At 62.8% G+C, this 19,122-nt stretch carries 13 protein-coding genes and 1 pseudogene; 5 read left to right on the top strand and 9 right to left on the bottom strand.

Translation table 11 applies throughout. From position 1 onward, the window contains the following. Nucleotides 1–8 precede the first annotated feature (8 nt). The 4 genes from I0Q12_RS23365 to I0Q12_RS34970 all read left to right on the top strand — a co-directional run bounded on the left by I0Q12_RS23365 (nucleotide 9) and on the right by I0Q12_RS34970 (nucleotide 6,116). Nucleotides 9–1,817 carry a DUF4012 domain-containing protein gene (locus I0Q12_RS23365; RefSeq protein WP_197255179.1) on the top strand — a complete coding sequence of 603 codons (1,809 nt, stop codon included), beginning with the start codon at nucleotides 9–11 and terminating at the stop codon, nucleotides 1,815–1,817. Next, entirely contained in the window at nucleotides 1,810–2,964 is a 1,155-nt protein-coding gene (locus I0Q12_RS23360) for a glycosyltransferase (protein ID WP_231611288.1), read from the top strand. The genes I0Q12_RS23365 and I0Q12_RS23360 overlap by 8 nt, the downstream gene beginning before the upstream one ends. Before the next feature lie 16 nt (nucleotides 2,965–2,980). Beyond that, a complete protein-coding gene (locus I0Q12_RS23355; protein ID WP_197255178.1) occupies nucleotides 2,981–4,015 on the top strand; it encodes an alpha/beta hydrolase family protein in 1,035 nt (344 codons plus the stop codon). Between the two features lie 265 nt (nucleotides 4,016–4,280). Then, nucleotides 4,281–6,116, top strand: a complete 1,836-nt coding sequence (locus I0Q12_RS34970; RefSeq protein ID WP_197255177.1) for a glycosyltransferase family 4 protein — start codon at nucleotides 4,281–4,283, stop codon at nucleotides 6,114–6,116. A 47-nt stretch (nucleotides 6,117–6,163) separates the two neighbouring features. Here the strand turns inward: I0Q12_RS34970 and I0Q12_RS23345 are convergent, their stop codons facing one another. The 9 genes from I0Q12_RS23345 to I0Q12_RS23305 form a co-directional block, all read right to left on the bottom strand. Continuing rightward, the gene (locus I0Q12_RS23345) at nucleotides 6,164–8,746 is read right to left on the bottom strand and encodes a glycosyltransferase (RefSeq protein ID WP_197255176.1); all 2,583 of its coding nucleotides are present in this window, start codon (nucleotides 8,744–8,746) and stop codon (nucleotides 6,164–6,166) included. A gap of 67 nt (nucleotides 8,747–8,813) precedes the next feature. After that, on the bottom strand, nucleotides 8,814–10,178 hold the full coding sequence (locus I0Q12_RS23340; protein ID WP_197255174.1) for a glycosyltransferase family 4 protein: 1,365 nt from the start codon (nucleotides 10,176–10,178) through the stop codon (nucleotides 8,814–8,816). Further along, on the bottom strand, nucleotides 10,175–11,395 hold the full coding sequence (locus I0Q12_RS23335; RefSeq protein WP_197255172.1) for an ABC transporter ATP-binding protein: 1,221 nt from the start codon (nucleotides 11,393–11,395) through the stop codon (nucleotides 10,175–10,177). The genes I0Q12_RS23340 and I0Q12_RS23335 overlap by 4 nt, the downstream gene beginning before the upstream one ends. Next, entirely contained in the window at nucleotides 11,392–12,207 is an 816-nt protein-coding gene (locus I0Q12_RS23330) for an ABC transporter permease (RefSeq protein ID WP_197255183.1), read from the bottom strand. The genes I0Q12_RS23335 and I0Q12_RS23330 overlap by 4 nt, the downstream gene beginning before the upstream one ends. 148 nt (nucleotides 12,208–12,355) lie before the next feature. Continuing rightward, nucleotides 12,356–14,137, bottom strand: a complete 1,782-nt coding sequence (locus I0Q12_RS23325) for a glycosyltransferase (RefSeq protein WP_197255171.1) — start codon at nucleotides 14,135–14,137, stop codon at nucleotides 12,356–12,358. A gap of 6 nt (nucleotides 14,138–14,143) precedes the next feature. Further along, the gene (locus tag I0Q12_RS23320) at nucleotides 14,144–15,637 is read right to left on the bottom strand and encodes a sugar transferase (RefSeq protein WP_231611289.1); all 1,494 of its coding nucleotides are present in this window, start codon (nucleotides 15,635–15,637) and stop codon (nucleotides 14,144–14,146) included. A gap of 364 nt (nucleotides 15,638–16,001) precedes the next feature. Beyond that, nucleotides 16,002–17,060, bottom strand: a complete 1,059-nt coding sequence (locus tag I0Q12_RS23315; protein WP_374068770.1) for an alpha/beta hydrolase — start codon at nucleotides 17,058–17,060, stop codon at nucleotides 16,002–16,004. Nucleotides 17,061–17,122: 62 nt separating this feature from the next. After that, entirely contained in the window at nucleotides 17,123–18,286 is a 1,164-nt protein-coding gene (locus I0Q12_RS23310; protein ID WP_197255166.1) for an alkane 1-monooxygenase, read from the bottom strand. A 214-nt stretch (nucleotides 18,287–18,500) separates the two neighbouring features. Beyond that, the gene (locus tag I0Q12_RS23305; RefSeq protein WP_197255165.1) at nucleotides 18,501–18,704 is read right to left on the bottom strand and encodes a cold-shock protein; all 204 of its coding nucleotides are present in this window, start codon (nucleotides 18,702–18,704) and stop codon (nucleotides 18,501–18,503) included. A 151-nt stretch (nucleotides 18,705–18,855) separates the two neighbouring features. Here I0Q12_RS23305 and I0Q12_RS33640 point away from each other — a divergent pair. Then, nucleotides 18,856–19,122: pseudogene (locus I0Q12_RS33640) on the top strand (aminotransferase); the annotation flags it as partial.

The raw sequence follows: 19,122 nt of genomic DNA, 5'->3' as shown, positions 1-19,122 counted from the left end.
TGCATTTCATGGATGATCGGCCCAGCACTGAGCCGACCGGCGCAAGCGCCCTCCGGGAGGGAAGGAACCTGCGACGCCCACTGCTCGTGGCCGGCGGGGTTGTCGGGGCTGCAGTGATCCTGTGGTTCGGCTTCTCCACCTGGAGGGTGTACGACGGCCTGCAGGACGCGAAGGCCAGCGCCGAATCCGCCGTCGACGCCGCACTCGGCGGAGACATGGGTGCTGCCGGCGACGCCGTTGACGTCGCAGAGTCGTCGGCAGCGAGCGCAGTCGACTCCTCCGAATCGGTTCCCTGGCGAGTCCTCCGCCTCATCCCTCGCGTCGGCGCGCCGTTCGAGACCGTGCACCAGATCGCGAAGGTGACCCAGGGGCTCACCGCAAATGTCGCAAAACCGACCGTCGAGGCCGGCAGCGCATTCTCCCTCGACACGCTGGTTGCCCCCGGCGGTCGCATCGACGTAGCCCTGCTGCGCGACGCGGAGCCGATCCTCGCCGACGCGGCGATCGCGACGCGCCCGCTCGCCGAGCAGGCAGCACGCATCCCCGAGGCCGGCTTGTCTCCGGTCGACAACGCCCGGGTCCAGGTTCGGGATCTGACCGCCCGACTCGCAGATGCGCTCGACGAAGGTGCAGACGTCGCCCAGGTTCTGCCCGCGATGCTCGGAGCCGACGGACCCCGCAACTACTTCATGGCCTTCCAGACGCCCGCCGAAGCCCGCGGTACCGGCGGCCTGGTCGGCGGCTTCGGCGTCGTCAAGGCCGAGAACGGCGTGGTCGGGATCGACACCCTCGCATCGAACAACGACGTCCCCTACTGGGAGAGCTTCGAAACCCTGGATCTCGGTCCCGATTTCGCGGCCACGTACGCGTTCTCCGACTCCGTCACCACCGACATCCGCAACAGCAACTTCAGCTCCCACTTCCCGTACACCGGCCGGATCTGGCAATCCCTGTGGGAACAGCAGTCCGGTCAGCGCGTCGACGGGGCCATCGCCACCGATCCGATCGCCTTGAGCTACGTCCTCGAAGCCATCGGACCCGTCACGCTGCCCAACGGGGACGTGATCGACGCCGGCAACATCGTCGACGTCACGCTCTCTTCCAACTACCTGCGCTTCGCCGACGACAACAACGCCCGCAAGCAGTACCTCCAGGACATCGCCGCCGCGGTCGTCGCGAAGATGACCGGTTCCATCGAGTCGCCCAAAGCACTGATGGACGCGCTGTCGCGGGCGGTGAGCGAGAACCGCATCGCGGTGTGGAGCGACCGTCCCGAGGAGCAGGAAGTTCTCGCCGACAGCGCCATCGGCCACACAGTTGCGGACACCCCGGCGCCCTACGCCGAAGTCGTGATCAACAACCACGCCGGCAACAAGATGGACTACTACCTGCGCCGCGAGATCGAGTACCGGGCGGAGACCTGCACGGGTGACACCCGCAAGTCGACCGTCACGGTCCGCCTGCACAACGACGCGCCCGAAGAAGTGGTCGGCTATCCGCGCTACGTCGCCGGGATCATGGAGACCCGAACCGAGAAGGTTCCCGTGGGATCCAACCTCCCGATGGTCAGTCTGGTCGCCACACAAGGTGCCCGGCTCGACAAGGTCACCGTCGACGGCAACTCGGCGTTCCCGCTCCGCGGAACCGAAGTGGGGCATCCGGTTTTCCATATCCGCACAGCCGTCCCTCGGGGCGAGACCGTGGAGGTCGTGTTCGAAATGACCGAGCCGAGCGCACCCGGCGTCGCGCAGACGCCGATACAGCCTCTGGTCGACACCCCGACCGTGACCGTCGACGTCCCGGTGTGCAATGCGTGACCATTTGATGACCGAAGAAGGACGTTCAGTCGCAATCCTCGGCACGCGCGGCTATCCCAGCTACTACGGCGGTTTCGAGACCCTCGTGCGCAAGCTCTCCCCCTATCTCGTGGATCGCGGATGGGACGTGACCGTGTACGGACGCAACGGCACCACCGTGGTCGACGATCCGGGGCGCGATCGGCGCGTCAAGACGGTCACGACCGTCGGCGTCGAGTCCAAGGCACTGAGCACCCTGTCCTACGGGTTGACCTCGGCCGCTCATGCCACGCGGCGACGACCGGACGTCGCACTGATCATGAACGTAGCCAACGGTTATTGGCTGCCGCTGCTCAAGGCTCGCGGGATTCCCACCGTCCTCAACGTCGACGGCATCGAATGGGAACGCGACAAGTGGAGCACCTCGGCCAAGACGGTGTTCAAGGGCGGTGCTCATCTCACCGCTCGGTTCGCCGACTGTCTGATCTACGACTCGCACGAGATCGCCCGCCGCTGGCAGCGTGAATGGAAGCGGGACGGAATCTTCATCCCCTACGGCGGCGCCGTTCCCCCGCAACTCGCACCCGTGGACGGACTGCCGTCACGGTCTTACGCCCTCATGGTCGCCCGCTTCGTGCCCGAAAATTCGGTGCGCGAATTCTTCGCTGCGGCAGAGAAACTCAGTCGCGATTGGGATGTCGTGATCGTCGGATCGTCAGGGTACGGCGACGAACTCGACGCCGAGGCGGATCGGCTGTCCCGTTCCTCGGACCGCATCCACTGGCTCGGGCACGTCAGCGACGACGACAAGCTGTTCGCCTTGTGGCAGCACGCCGGCGTCTACTTCCACGGACACAGCGTGGGCGGCACCAACCCGGCCCTGGTGCAGGCAATGGCGTGCGGCGCGCCGATCGTCGCGCGTGACACGGTGTTCAACCGGGAGGTTCTCGCCGACTCCGCCCGATTCGTTCGACCGGACGGCGACGCCATCGCAACGGAACTCGCAGCGGTCATGTCGGATCCCGAGCTCCAGTCGAATCTCGGTCGGCGCAGTCGCGAACGTCAGGCGAGCCACTACACCTGGGACGGTGTGTGCGCGGCGTACGAGAAGGCGATGATCTCGCAGATCGACGCTCGAGCAGCAACCGGCCGAAATGCCCACCTCTGAAAACGATGGACGAAGAATGAATCGACGAACCGTGTCACCCAAGGTCCGCGCGGCCGCACTGTCCTCGCTGCTCACCGTCGGCGTCGCACTCGCCGGCCACACCGCGGCGGTCGCGGATCCCGTCGGCGAGACCGGAACCGACCTGGCCTCCTCGACCTCCGCTGCCGATTCGAGACTCGAATCGGTCACCGACATCGACGACCGGCACCTCGTCCTCGAGGTCTACTCGGCGTCGATGCAACGCGTGGTCCCGGTGCACGTGCAGCGGCCCGCGGACACCAGCGTCGCCCGTCCGACGCTTTACTTCCTGGACGGCGCCACCCGCAGCGAGAAGACCGACGTCGAGGAGTTCCTCGCCGACGAGAACGTCAACGTGGTCTCCCCCATCGGCGGCGAGAACGCCTACTGGACGGACTGGAAGAATCCCGATCCCAATCTCGGGGTGAACAAGTGGCGCACGTTCATGACGGAGGAGCTTCCCCCGATCATCGATGCGGCCTTGGGCACCAACGGGATCAACGCAATCGCCGGCATGTCGCGTGTGGGCACGGCCGCGCTGCAGCTCGCGATCGCGAAGCCGGGACTGTACAAGGGTGTTGCCCTCTACAGCGGCTGCGCAAACATCAGCGACCCGCTCGGCTACGCGATCGTGACCCTGTCGATGGACGAGTACGGCCAGGGTGATCCCGCCAATATGTACGGTCCCGCAAACGATCCGGAATGGGCGGCAAACGATCCGTATGTGAACGCCGAGAAACTCCGGGGCACAGAGCTGTTCATCTCCACCGGCAACGGGCTCCCCGGCAGGTACGAAACCCTCGACGGCCCCCACATCGACGGCAGCACAGCGACGTTGTTCCGTCAGGTCTACGCGGGTGGTTCGATCGAGGCGGTCACCAACTACTGCACCCACCGTCTCGCAGATCGCTTGAACGAACTGGAAATCCCGGCGACCTACAGCTTCCGCAACAGCGGAACCCATTCGTGGGGTTACTGGAACGACGACTTCCACGATTCGTGGCCCGTGTTGGCGGCATCGCTCGGCCTCTAGTCGACGTCCGGGCACGCCTGGTCGGATCAGCTACTTACGGACGTGCTACTCCGTACGTGTGGGATACCGTACCCGTATGAGTCGGTCTTCCGTCCGTAGGCTGCCAGGTGATGCCCGTCGCCGCGCCTTCACTGCGAGTGCCCGGCTGAGCCAACCTTTCCGGAGGTTAGGTCTACTTCCTCCTATTCTGGGATCCTGGGATTTCGATGGTCCCGAAATATCCGTCCAGACTGGGAGATTCAGCATTCATGGGTGGGCCGCCACGGTGCGCGCAACCGAGGACATTGTTGTTGTTGTCCAACTCGACGGACGAACCATCAGTCGGGCTATTCCGTCGCTCGCCCGGCCCGATGTCTTCGCAGTGCTTCACGGATTCCTGCATAGTGGATGGGCCATCACGCTCACTGTCGAACCGTCGTGGTCCGGCAAGATCCTCGAAATCGTAGCTATCGACAACGGGCACAAGAAATCGTTAGGAAGGCGAACTGTCCGGGTGGCTCGAGCCGGATCTATCATCCATGGCACGACTACAGGAGAGCTCGACCGTCCTCGACATGGCGATTCGTTGGCGGGGAATGTCCTTCACGTCGCTGGGTGGGCGGTCGTGGATGGCGAGGCCGCAGACACCGTCGAACTGCTTCTGGACGACGAACCACCGATCCGGTTACGCCGGGGAGAACCTCGCCCCGACATTGTCGCCGCCGAACAAACCGGCCTGAAGTTCGACATCGGCGCCGGCTACTCCGGAGCCGTACCGATCCGAGGACGAGGGTTGCCGTCGACACTGCCCCTTCGGATTCGTGCAACCGGCTCTAGTGGCAACGTCTGGATGTCCAGGCCGATAACAGTAAGAATCGAAGAATCGGCTCCTCTGCCGAGCCTTCCCGAACCTGCCCTGGTGCGGCAAGTTCCACCGCGTTCCCCCATCGACTCGCGCCCCCGAATCGCCGTGTTTGTGCACTCCCTGGATCTCGGAGGAGGTGAATTGTACATCCAGGAATTACTCCTCCGGCTGGCCACCAAGAACACCATGGAGTTCCTCGTAATCTCACCCCGAGACGGAGTACTTCGCGCCGAACTCGAATCAGCCGGTTTCTCAGTGCATCTCGGATCACCGATGCCGCTAGAGCCGAAACCGTACGTCGATCGGGTCACCGAACTCTGCAGCATACTGGCGACATGGCGGTGCGACGCCGTGCTGGCGAACACGCTGGCGACGTTCATAGGAATCGACGCCGCACTATCGTGCCAATTGCCGGTCGTTTGGGCAATCCACGAGTCGTTCGATATCGACGTCTTCAACGAAGCCTATTGGGGTCGCCAGCTCCCCACGGAGATCGGTGATCGAGCACGCAGCGCGCTCAGGGGGGCGGATCTCAACGTCTTCGTCGCGGATGCGACGCGCAAGATGTTCGAGAAAGCGGAACCAACCGCCCGAACCAGAACGGTCCGGTACGGCATCGACCTCGAGGCAATCGCGACGTATCAAGACACGCACGACCGCGAGGAGCTCCGCAGCGAACTGGGTTTCACTGATTCCGATCGAATCCTGCTGTGCATGGGAATGGTTCAGGAGCGAAAGTCCCAGTTTGCACTGTTGCACGCCTTCGCATCGATCCTCGACAAGAGCCCACACTCCAAGCTGATCATCGTTGGCTTCCAGCCAACGCCTTATGGTCTCGCCGTGCGGAAAACGATCGACGACCTGGACCTCGGAAACGCAGTACGACTAGTCGACGTAGACCCTGCCACCTACAAATGGTTCATGATTTCCGACATCCTTGTGAGCGCTTCGGACACGGAGTCTCTACCTCGATCCATCCTGGAGGCGATGGCTTTCGGCCTCCCCATACTTGCCGCCGATGTGTTCGGAATCCCCGAGGTCGTCGAAGACGGCATCAACGGCTGGCTGTTCGAAGCACGTAGTGGTTCCGCATTGTCCGCGGGACTCCTACGCGCAACCGCAGCAACGGATACAACGCTGGCCGAGATGTCGCGGGCATGCCGCGTGAGCTCCCGGGCATTCGATGGAGAGCGCTTCGCGGTCGAGTTCGAAGAGATTCTCATCGCCCTCGCACGAAAGGGTGCGAACGAACCTTAGACCATTGTGGGTTGCCCAATCGTCAACACACCGACCCGTCTCGGCCGCTATCCGCGGTGACCCAGCCGCACTATCAGGCCAGCGCCGACGGCGCGCGTTTTCCTGATCACAGACGCTACGCCCTCGGCGCGGTAGAGACCCCAAGCATTTTCCAACTTCCTGGCGGCTGCGCTTCGCCGGAACTTGCTACGCAACGACCACACGCGGTCAGATCGAACCTCGTACGGTTCCACGAATGCGGCCGACGCCGAGGGGTATTCGCTGTCAGCAACGGGTACCCATTGACTCTGCCTTCTCGGTCCCTCGCGATTCACGAGCTCTGCGGCATCCAACAGGTTCGCCAAATAGATCTCACCTTGCAGATGCGGCGACCATCGCAGTAGCGCTTCCCGTCGCGCCTGCGAGCCGACGTATCGGCGGACCGACAAGTCCTCCAGCAGCGTCGTCAGAGAGGTAATCCATTCTTCGGTCGTTGATGCGAGGAATCCGGTCCTTCCGTGATCGATCGCGTCACGGAACGGCTCGGTCGACGCGGCGACGACCGGAGTTTCCACCAGGGCAGCTTCAAGCCATTTGATAGCAGACTTCGCCTCGTTGAAACGGCTGTTCGCAGTCAATGGGGCGAGGCATACGTCCACATCGCGAAGCAGACGAGGCAGCTCGTACCAAGGCACAAAGGGAATCCGCTTGATTCGGTCGGAATACTGATCGAGTGCATCTGTCGGCGACAGATGTCCACCCAGCCACAGCTCGAGATCAGAGAACTTGGACATCATGGCTGCGACCGCCGGCTCAATGCTCGCCCAATCTGCGTCATGAGTGGTTGTGCCAGAAAAGTACCCGATGCGCAGCGGCCCCTTGGCTCGCTCGGTCATGAGCGCAGCGTCACTGGCCTGGGCCAGTAGGATTCCTACTCCATTGTCGAACTGTCGCGATGGCAATCCCGTCACTTCGGTTGCATGGCGACACAGTTCCGGGGTAGAGCCGATGAACATGTCGGTGGTCTCCATCATGGTCCGGTATCGAGCCACGCCATGCCACCAAAGTGACGCGTCCGATTCACTCAGACTGCCGAGTCCGTGTACTTCGTTCTTGAGATCCGGGTCAAAAATAAGGTCGTCGACGTCGTAAACGATCGGTACCGTGGAATTTTGAATCCGCACACTGCGAACCAGGTCAAGCATTTGCAGGGTCGCGGGGACTCTGTATATGACGATTGCATCGAATTCACGAGCGAGAAACGGGAGATCGGGATCCCGGTAGTGACGGATATCAACGTCGATGCCGCGCAAACGTAGTGCCTCCGCTGGCAAATGCGCACGATACCGAAGCGGCGCGCCTTGAATCCCGATGATGAAAAGCACTCGCCGGATGGCAATTTCCGATTCTGGTGTGCTACCCCGCTCCGATTCAGGACGCCGCTTGTCCGTGGACACAAGCTGGGAATACATGTCGATCAGCCCAGCTGTCTGGTCGGACAGTTCTCGAATCGTCGACGCCGACCCGCGCCCCATCATCCTGCGGGCGCTGGTCGGGTCCACAATCAGACTCCGCAAAGATGCTGCAAGTGCGTCGGAATCCGCTGCGGGAACGACAAGCCCGTTCCATCCGTGCTTGACGGCTTCCTCCGGACCCAACGTGTCGCTGCAGACAACCACAAGGCCCGCTGTCAGCGCTTCACGCGTCAGAATCGAGTGGGACTCACGCATGATCGATGGCAGGACGAGGACATCGTGCTCAGCCAATATCTCGGGAAGGGCAGCGGGATCATACGGCGGCAGAAAACGAACGGCTTTCGGGAGTGTGTTCGTTCGGGGTTCTGTCGTTCCATACATATCGAGACTCCAACCCGAAACATCGGAGAGTTCCCTCGCCGCTGCTTGGAGAAGGAGCGCACCCTTGAGGACTTCATTTCCGCCGGCGAACATCATTCGTAGTGGCTGCGCGTCATCGAATTCAGACTGCAGGACTGGAACCCCGGCACGTAGTTCACCGGTGGGGACCCCGTTCTCGTCCACCTCTAGTACCGCATTGGGCACCCCGTTCGCCCGAAGTACCCGCGCTGCGCTTTCCGATGGCGCAAGGATTACATCAGCGGCGAGGAGGTGTGACGCCAGCACCGAATTCCGCTCCGACAACCAACTACTTTCCACGGCACATGAACACACGCCACAACTTACAACGAGTGAACACGGCCTCAATTCGGATGACACCAGGAACTGACGCGCACAGAACCACCAGAAATCATGCATTGTCACGACGACACGTGCGCCAGAATTCTTCGCTGCGCGTACCAGCGATCCACCCAAAGTTTGGAGTGAATGGAGGTGAACTATATCCGGTTGAACCTCAGCAAGCCACTCGCAGAAGTCCTTCTCGACCTCGGGATTGACACTGTTCTTCGGATCGGCCCAGCCGATCCAGGGTGTCGTGACGATCCACCGTACTGTGACGTCGGCATCACGCTCGGTCCAGGTCGACAAGGGACGGAGGTTTAGATCGAGATGCCCTGCATAGACGTAACTCTCATGCCCCGATGCCGCAACCGCCCGCGCGAGGCGCTGGGGGGCGAGGGTGCCGCCGCTGATGAAATTCGGCGGATAGTGGGCCGACACCTGAACTACGCGCATTCATGAATCCTTCTGATACCTGCATCGAAATTCGACGCAGGATCCCACTGCAGCGAACTCGACTCACTTAGGGCTGATCATTCCTAGACTGCCCTAAACGTTTTCTGATCTTGAGGGCTATCGTACGAAGCTCTCCGTCCCGAAGATACCGCCATGCATTCGACAGACTTGAACGAAATGAGTCACTCAGAATCGAAGTCTTCACTGGATCGGGAGTGGTCTGCATGCGGTAGGCGTCAGGTGCTCGGCGCGGGTCCCGACAGAAATCGAGCAGGGGTGCGAGAACCACTGGCCATGTATATTGTTGCGCAACCTGCTCGACCCTTTCACGAATACGACCTCGTTCGGAGTCGTCCGTCAGCAATGCGATGAGCGCATCAGAAAGCGCTTCGACATCCTCGGGAGGAACCACGATTCCGAGCCCGTCTCTCGCAATGAGGGCGGAGAAGGTGTCGCCTTCCGTCGAGATCATCGGCAACCCGGCCCAGAGGTAATCGAGAATCCGAGTGCGGAAACTGAACGCAGTCTCGACGTGATCGAAATGCGTGCTGATACCGATCTCTGCGTCCAGGAGGTAGTTGCTCCGACTTTCGTAAGGCACCCAGTCCTCGTTGAAGAAGACATGCTTTCCCGTCAGGCCCAACTCGTCGGCCACACTGCGCGTCTTCAATGATATTTCAGACTCGGGTATGTCCGGATTCGGGTGCTTCATGCCGAGGAAGAACATTCGCACCTCTGGAACCTTCCAGCTGACCCGCTCGATCGCTCGGACGACGATGATTGGATCGAACCAGTTGTAGAGCCCGCCTCCCCATATCACGACCTTGTCGTCTGCCGCGATCCCAGGGACGCGCTGCTTCACACCAGGACCCGTCCGGGCAGGCTTTTCCGGAGACGTCCCGAACGGCACGACCGCTATCAGCTCCCGCAGCGATTGATCCATGTCATATGTGTCAGGATTGACTCGCCCCACGCCGGCGAGGTGTCCGATCCACAGATCACGCTGTTTTTCCGAGGCACACAGGAACATGTCGCCCCGCTCCAGTTGCTTTTGGAGTTCGTACCGGGCGGAGTCGATCGCAGCAACCCTCTGTTCCCGAGGCTTGAAGCGTTCAACTTCAAGCGATTCGAGATGAAATGGGTCGTACAGATCTACGACGATCACTTGCGGACAATCTCGCAACCAAGGGAAGTCGTTCATGAAGTATCCCTGGATCAGAACGACATCGGATCGACCGACTTCACCCTCGAGATCGTTCGGTCCGATTCCGACAGCCTGAAACCCTTCGCCCGCCCGGCTACAACCGCCGAATGCAACCAACCGAACGTCGTGCTCCTCCGACAGCGCCTTCGAGATCTCCCATGCGCGTATCGCGGGCCCAGCCATTTTTTCGCCGATGCGGTCCCTGGTCACCACGAGGACCCGAGTCATTGCGCAATCCTTTGCGTATTTTCGTTTGTCAGAGCCCATGCGGTGTTCATCCCCAGATAGCCTGCTGACGTCGTGAGGATGCCTCTACCTACATTGAGCCGGGCAACACCGCGCACTTCGTCGAAGACGTGCTGCATCGTTTCGTCATAGACCGTGCTGGTCAGTGTGTATTCGCCGGGAGCGAGCGGGAGGGAGTCCAGAATCAGCTCGGCTGCTCCACTTCCCTCGACACTGCCGACGATGAGTCTCTCTTCGCGCGTATTCCCAGTCCAGAGCTGCGTTCCGTCGGCGGATTCGAGGGAGATCGCGAAGACCGGATTGCTGATACGTTCATTGGCTGTGAAGCGCACGCGGATGACCACCTGAGAACCTGCGGGCACAACCCGGTCGAATTGCTCCCTGTTCCGGTCGAGTACCTCGACCGTGTCGACCACAGCCTCGCCGGATCCCCAACGGACCTTTCCGTCCTCGGTCGCGCGAATCCCTGCGCGAGTAGAGTCGAGGTACTTTTCGATCACCACGTCGGCCGGCCCGACTTCCTTGAGCTGCCCATGTTCGAGCCACACGGCGTGATCCGACATGTTCCGCAGCTGGCCGAGCGAATGGGACACGACGACAACGGTCCGGCCCTCGCGTCGGAACTGCGCGAACTTCTCCGCGCACTTCTCCTGGAACGCGGCGTCACCGACGGCGAGCACCTCGTCGACGAGGAGTACCTCCGGGTCGACGTTGATGGCGACGGAAAAGCCGAGGCGCACATACATACCGGACGAGTAGTTCTTGACAGGCTGGTCGATGAACTCCTCGACGCCCGAGAACGCGACGATCTCGTCGAACTTGCGCTCGACTTCCTTCCGGGTCATACCGAGGATCGAGGCGTTGAGATAGATGTTCTCTCGTCCGGAAAGCTCAGGATGGAACCCCGATCCCACCTCCAGCAGGGCGGCCATCCGGCCGTGCGTGGTGATCTTGCCGGAGTTCGGATACAGGATCTTGGCGAGACACTTGAGCAGCGTCGACTTACCGGAACCGTTGTCCCCCACCAACGCGAACGTGGAGGACGCCGGGACCTCGAGGGATACGTTCTTCAACGCCCAGAAGTCTTCGTGCACGGACAGTCGCCGCCGCATCACCGCACTCTTGAGTGACTGGTTGCGCTCGTGATAGATCCTGAACTTCTTGGAAACGTCGTCGACCACTACCGCCGGCGTGCTCATAGCGCCTCCGCCAATCCCTTTTCGTGCCGCTTGAAGATCCAATACCCCACCGCGAAAGTGCCTACCCCCCAGGCCACACACGCCATGCTGGTCGAGAGGTCGGGCCACCGGTTGTCGTAGAGCAGGTTGCGGAACACCTCGACGAAGTGCCCGATCGGATTGAGCTGATACAGGTCCAGTACGGTGACCGACCCGAAGAGCGGACCGATCCGGTCGGACTGTTCGGCAACGAGCGAAACGGGGTAGACGATCGGCGTCAGGTAGAACATCAACTGCAGGACGACCGTCATGATGTGGTGCGTGTCGCGGAAGTAGACGTTTGCGATCGAGAGCATCATCGAGATTCCGGTGGTGAACAACCACATGAACGCCATCGCGACGAGAACGAGCGGAATCCACGGCAACGGATTCGCGCCGATGACGAGCAGAACGACCAGCAGTACCAGCATTTCGATCGCCCACGTGTAGAGCCATGCGATCGAGTTCGATACGACGAGTGCGATGCGGGGGAAGTAGACCTTCTTGACCAGGTTCTCGTTGCCGACGAATGCGATCATCCCGCCGTTGGCGACGTTGGTGAAGAACGTCCACGGAAGCAGCGCGCACAGCAGCCACACGGCGAAGACGTCGACGCCACTCGGATCACCGGGTTCCGGCTGGATGCGGATGATGAAGGCGAACACCACCGTGTAGATGACCATCGCCGTGAGCGGATTCGCCAACGACCACAGCTGACCGAGCGCCGTCGCCTTGTACTTGCCCTTCACCTCGCGGCGAACGAGGTTGAGCACCAACTCGCGTGAGTCGACCAATTCACTGACTATCGACAACGGCAAGCGCCTCCTGCATCGGTGTTTTCTGCCGCGACCAGGACCTGAACGTCCCACTGGGCATGGCCCCCACCACCCTGCGCGTCGTCCGACTCTATCGGAGCGACCACTCCCCCGTATGACGTGGTGGTCATGCTGCCTCCCGTCTGCGGTTCCCCAGATAGCTGCGCAGGACCCGGTGGACCGACAGTTCCGCGCGGATCTGTTCACCGTCGGCGACGTCGCGCAGCCGGCCCGACAAGTGGCCGATCTTGCGGGCGGCAAGCAGGGGTCGCGACCCTCCGTCGGCCAGATGCTCCCAACCGGACTTGTCGACCTGTCCCCGCGTCCCCACGACCTGTGAGGGCGAAATCCGGTATCGCACAACCACACGGTCGTCGACGTCGATCGAATCGATCGCTGCGCCGACGAGAGAGAGCCACCGATCGTGCAGCCATCCGGCCGGCACGGGCGTCGCATACTGCACGAGGTGCGAGTCGATCATCATCGCGGCGCCGGTGGCCATCGGGTGACGCAGCAGCAGTCGCATCCGTTCGGCAGATGTCGCCTCGTTCCACGCGGCGGGCACCGGAAAGCGATCACGCAGCCTCGTGCCGGTGGGCACGCCGTCCTGATCGATCAGCATCCCGTCACCGACCGTGAGGAGAACGCGGCCCGACGACAGGCGGTCGCGCTGCATCGCCAATCGATCGGCTTCCCAGACGTCGTCCTGATCGGACAGCGCGATGTACCGGTATTTCGACGCGGCCCGCAAGCCTGCCTCGAAGTTCGCGGCGATCCGTGTGTACAGATCGCTCGTGCGGATCTCGGGAGCGCGAACGACCACCACCGGGATCCGTCCGTGGGTTGCGAAGTAGTCGACGACGAATTCGCTCGATCCGTCGGACGAGCGATCGTCGACGAGGTAGATCGCATCCGGTGTCGTCGACTGACCCGCAATCGAGGCGAGCTGCTGCTCGAGGAACCGCATCCCGTTGTGGGTCACCAGCACCACTGCGATGCCGTCGACGACCTCCGCATCGATCGACGAGCGGAGAGGGCTCGGAGCCGGACCGCTGTGGCCGAGAAGGAAGTCCCGTATGCCGGCGACCACCGCACGGAACTTCGCTCCGCGCGCATCTTCGATCGTCAACGCCAGGATGGTCGCGATCACGAGCCGACGCAGCGTCACGAGGAACCATCGTCGTTCCCGCCGGCCGTACCGCCGGAACATCACGAGGCGATTCCGGGTGATGTAGTACCGCCGCAGGGGGCTGTGGTGGGTCACCGAGACCCGGCGACCGAGGATACGGACGGATCCTCCGCTGCCGATCGGATGCGCAATCTGCACTCGATCGTCCGCGAACACCTGATACCCGTGAACCCTCAACCGCAAGCACAGATCCGTGTCGACCGCATCGATGACGAGCGATTCGTCCGTCAATCCGGCCGAACGCAACCCCTCCGAGTTGAAGACCGCTGCGGACTGGATGATCTCGGGTGTCGGCCGCAGTCCCTCGGAGGAGTCACGGTGGTACCGCATGCCACTGACCACCCCGGGACCGACGGCACCCCAGGCATGCGGTCGTGTCCTCTCCAGTTCATCGACCGCAGAGTTCATGGCATCGAACAGGGCCTCGTCGACCACGGTGTCCTGATCGAGCGTCATCACGAACCGCGCGCCCGCCGCCAGAGCCGCAGAGAATCCCAGGTTCAGGCTGTGCGCGATTCCCCGATTCTCGGGCTTCATCATCACCGTGACGTTCGGGCACGCATCCAAGTACCGGTAGAACGACGGATCGAGGGTGCGGCTGCCGTCGTCCACGACGTAGACCCGGTCCACGAGACGCGCCACCGTGGCGACTCGATCGAGGAGTTCGGTCGGGGGTTCGTAGCAGGCGAAGACGACAGCGTCGATCAGGGAAGTGTGCATCGGAGATCAGTACGCGCCTGCCCCGGCGACAACGGCCCGGACGGTCTTGACGACGATGAGCAGGTCCCCAACCATCGACCAGTTCTCCACATAGGACAGGTCGAGTCGCACCGACTCCTCCCACGACAGGTCCGACCGTCCGCTCACCTGCCACAGCCCGGTCATCCCGGGCTTGACGAGCAACCGGCGACGCACCGTTCCGTCGTATTCCGCCACCTCGCGCCGTAAGGGCGGACGTGGGCCGACCACGCTCATATCCCTGCGCAGCACATTGATGAACTGCGGCAGTTCGTCGATGCTGTACCGGCGCAACATTCGGCCCACGGGCGTGACGCGTGGATCTTCTCGCAGCTTGAACAGGACCCCGGCGCCTTCGTTCCTGTCCATCAGCGCCGCTACATTTCGGTCGGCACCGTCCACCATGGACCGGAATTTCAACATCATGAACGGTTGTCCGTCGAGACCGATGCGTACGGATTTGTAGAAGACCGGGCCTTTGCTGGTGAGTTTGATCGCGATCGCCACCGCAATCATCAGCGGACTCGCGACGAGCAGCACGAGAGCGGAAAACACCACATCGAATGCGGTCTTCGCGAAGCTCTTGGCACCGTGATATTGGGGTTTCTCCACATGGATGAGCGGGAGACCGGCGACCGGGCGCATTTCGAGGCGGGGCCCGGAAACATCGATGATTCCCGGAGCGACCACGAGGTCGATCTCGGAATCCTCCAATTCCCACAGCAGATCCCGAATACCGCGATGGCCCACCCTCTCGGTGTCTGTGATCACGACGGTGTCGGCACCGGTCTGCTCCAGCGCGGCGACCACGTCGATTTCGCTGCCGAGCACGGGGACCTCGGTGCCGGCCGAGCGGATCGTTCCGCCTCTACGGCCGTCGGAACCGGGGATGCAGGCCCCCACCACGTGGTATCCGTCGGCGGTCCCCCTCGAGAAGGATTCGATCAGGTCACGGATGGAGCGCTCGCCACCGACGACCAGCACCGCGGTCTGCAACTGACCGCGTTCGCGCCAGCGCGTCACTCGCCTGCGCCAGAGCCAACGGCCGAGAAGCAGGCCCCCCAATCCCGTCGGGAGGGCGATTGCGAGATAGAGGCGGGCCAGATCGAGCCCCGCGAGCAGCGCCACGATGGCGATGACGCCGAACATCCAGAACGTCGACGAGATGATCCGGCGGTACTCCTCGTCCCCGCTTCCCACCACGCGCGGGGACCGGGTGCGGAAGATCGCCAGGACGGACAACCACAGGGCAATCAGAACAACGGTCACGAGGCCGTAACCGACGAAACTGACGGCCTTGGACTGGACCTGCACATCGAAAGTCCCGAATCGGACCCACTGCGCCGCCAGGACCGCCACCGCCACGATCAACGTGTCGGTGATGACCAACCGCTTCACGTACGTCGCCGCCCACAGTCGACGCGCGACGGCACCCCGGTGGGATACGGCAATCGCATCTTCCGCGGATGCGTGCGTGGGCAGTGCCACGAACCCTCCTGGCACTCGAATTCTTGAACTCACGGAGCGTACAGAAGCCGGATCGTTATCAAGTTAAGATTCGTTACTTAACACCGCAAAGTGTGTTCCGTTACACACATTGCATCTGGATTCCACCGTGCGCAGGCAGCAGCACAGCGTTTTCCGTTATTCCACGTAACGATCACCTACCGCGTCGTTCGAACGGTCGAATTCCATTCCGCCGGCAGCGCGTAAGCAATTCGAAGTGATGTAATTCCGTGGTGCATAACGGAACCGACGTCCGGGGAACCGACAGGACCCGCGCCGGGCACAAATGCACGACCCCATCTCGTCGAGGAGTATGCGAGCGAATCCAGATGTCGATCTGCTACTCGTCGGCGCCCATTGCCGCCGCCAGCTGCGGCCACGACTCGTGCAACTCGTCCTGCCAGTAACCCCACGAGTGCGTCCCGAGATCACGGAACCGGACGGTCGCGGGGATGTCCAGTTCCCGCAGGCGGTCGGCGAGCCGGTGCGTGCAGACGTTGGTGGCCGCCTCGAGGAGACCACCCCACACGATCTGCTCGATCAGCCACGGTGCCTGCGGGGACCGGGGCAGGAACGGACTGTCGTGGGGGCCGGGGAGCCCGCTGCCGTTCGAAATGTACAGAGACAGGCCTCGCAGCTTCTCGGCGTTGAGGTAGGGGTCGTGCGCCTCCCACCCCGGGCCGTCGTAGGGCCCCCACATGTCCGTGGCGTCCTTCGCGCCGGCCACCTCGACGACGGACCGGACGTATGCCTGACCGAGGGGGTCGCTGGTCTGTGCGCACCCGCTGTACGACGCGACCGCCCGATACAAGCCCGGCGCCTGGATCGCCAGATCGAGCACGGACGTGGCAGCCATCGACAGGCCCGCGATCGCGTTGACGCCCGAGGCTCCGAGCGTGCGGTCCAGCACGGGAGGCAACTCCCGGGTGAGGAACGTGCCCCACTTGTTCGTGCCGGATGCGGGATCGTCGCGCAGCCAGTCGGTGTAATAGCTGATCATGCCCTCGGCGGGAATGACGACGTTGACGTTCTTGTCCGCGGTGAAGTCGAGGATGTCGGTCTGATTGAGCCAGGTCATCGCGTCCTCGCCGCCGCCGGCCCCGTTGAACAGGTACAGCGTCGGCCGCGGCACGCTCGGATCGGCGGGACGGATCACATTCAGGGTGATGGTGCGGTCCATCGCCGGGGAGTGCACGAACACATCCCAGCGCCGGTCCCCGACCTTCTCGATCCGCTCGACGACCGCGAGGCCGCCACCCGGTTCCACCACGGATCCCGGCGCAGCCCCGGCGGGAACATGGACGAGCGTCGCGAGCACGACACCGGCGAGCACCACTCCGGAAAGCCACGCCCGACGAAGCGCCGCGCTACCGGCACCGCCCTTCCGAAGAGTCTTCACGTCCGACAACCCCCGCAACCCGCCCCGACACGGACGGACGCACCGCATCCGTGTGATCAGGATTACGTAACGGAGGGGTAACGCGCAAGGATTTCGGCTTCTTTGCGCGGCTCGATGTTGATTCGCGTCAGGTCGTAGCCGTAGTGCTCGAGCACGCGACGATCCATGACGCGGCGCCACAGGGGCGGCACGAGCGAGACGAGGACGAGCACCGCGTAGCCGGCGGGCAGCTGCGGTGCCTCCGGCATGCTGCGCAACGTCTGATAGCGGCGCATCGGGTTCGCATGATGGTCGCTGTGTCGCTGCAGGTTGTAGAGGAACAGGTTGCTGCACACGTGGTCGCTGTTCCAGCTGTGAGGCGCGGCGACCCGCACGTAACGGCCGTCGGGCCGCTTCTCCCGCAGCAGACCGTAGTGCTCGAGATAGTTCACGGCCTCGAGGAACATCACGGCCATCACGGCCTGCACGACGAGCCACGGTGCGATCTGCCAGCCGAAGGCCGCGACGAGGGCCGCGTACAGCACGACACTCATCGCCCACGCGTTGAGGATGTTGTTGCGAACCGGATTCCACGGCGACCGTCCGCGGCGACGCAGCCGCGCGCTCTCGTAGCTCCAGGCCGAGCGCAGGCTGCCGATCACGGTCCGCGGCAGGAAGCGCCAGTAGCTCTCTCCGAAACGAGCGGTCGCAGGATCGTCGGGCGTCGCCACCCGCAGATGGTGACCGTGGTTGTGCTCCACGTAGAAATGCCCGTAGAAGGACTGGGCGAGCGCGACCTTCGCGAGGCGTCGTTCGAGCGTCGTCCGTTTGTGTCCGAGTTCGTGGGCTGCGTTGATACCGACCCCGCCGACGACGCCGAGCGTCGCGGCCATCGCGAACTTCTCGAACGGCCCCATCGGGCAGTTCACCCAGGTCCAGCAGCCGAAGACCAGTCCCGCGTACTGCAGCGGCAGGTACAGGTACGTGCACCGGCGGTAGTACTTGTCGCGCTCGAGGGACTTCATGACCGCCTCGGGCGGATTGGTTCGGTCCTCGTCGACGAACCGATCGACGAGCGGCGCGATCACGGCGATGACGATCGCCCCGGCCGCCCAGAAGACACCGAGGTGCAGGTAGCGCACGAGAATCCATGCCATGAACGGGCTCAGCGGAACGGCCAGTCCGAACAGCCAGAGATGGCGTTTCGGATCCCTCCATCGCGAACCGATCTCGTCGTCCATCGGCATTGCCGACCCCCCGGACACACCCAATTCCACCACATACTTCCAGCCGCATTGCTACGCGCCGGCTGTCCTCGCCCCCGAACACAGCCCCCATCGCCTCGAAGAGTAGTGCACGGAGGTTGGGCCCTCGGTGGTCCGTGACAGAGGCCACAAACAGCACAACGGTGGTGCCGGGTCCAATACCTGGGCACCACCGTTGTGAACGGGGAACGCGAATTCAGATGGCGCGGACGCCCTGCGCCTGCGGACCCTTCTGACCCTGACCGATCTCGAACTCGACGCGGGCACCCTCATCGAGAGTCTTGAACCCGGTGCCCTGGATCTCGGAGTAGTGGACGAAGACGTCCGGCCCCCCACCGTCCTGTTCGATGAACCCGAACCCCTTCTCCGCGTTGAACCACTTCACAGTTCCCTGCGCCATTTCCGCTGACTCCCTCTACATCCACACCCGGACGTCACCCCGACGCCGCGGTCAAGTGGCCATCATCGCACTGATTGTGACGATCGTCGCGGCAGACGCGTCGGAGGTTTCGGAAAATCCGGTTGAAATGGAGTTGCGCGCCGGTGGCACCATGGACGCCGTGACTATCGGAGAGCAAGGCCACCTTCACCACCGCATCACCCGCCCGCTCGAGCAGTCCTCGAAGCTGCAGAACGTGCTGTACGAGATCCGCGGGCCGGTACACGCCCACGCCGCGCGACTGGAAGCGGAAGGTCACCGCATCCTGAAGCTGAACATCGGCAATCCCGCCCCGTTCGGATTCGAGGCGCCCGAGACGATCGTGCAGGACATGATCGCCGCTCTCCCGCACGCCCAGGGCTACTCGGAGTCCAAGGGC

Origin of the sequence: Rhodococcus sp. CX, from assembly GCF_015865005.1 — a bacterium.
Lineage (GTDB): Bacteria > Actinomycetota > Actinomycetes > Mycobacteriales > Mycobacteriaceae > Rhodococcus.
The sequence above is the reverse complement of the archived record's forward strand: the minus strand, read 5'-3'. Positions and strand labels throughout refer to the sequence as shown.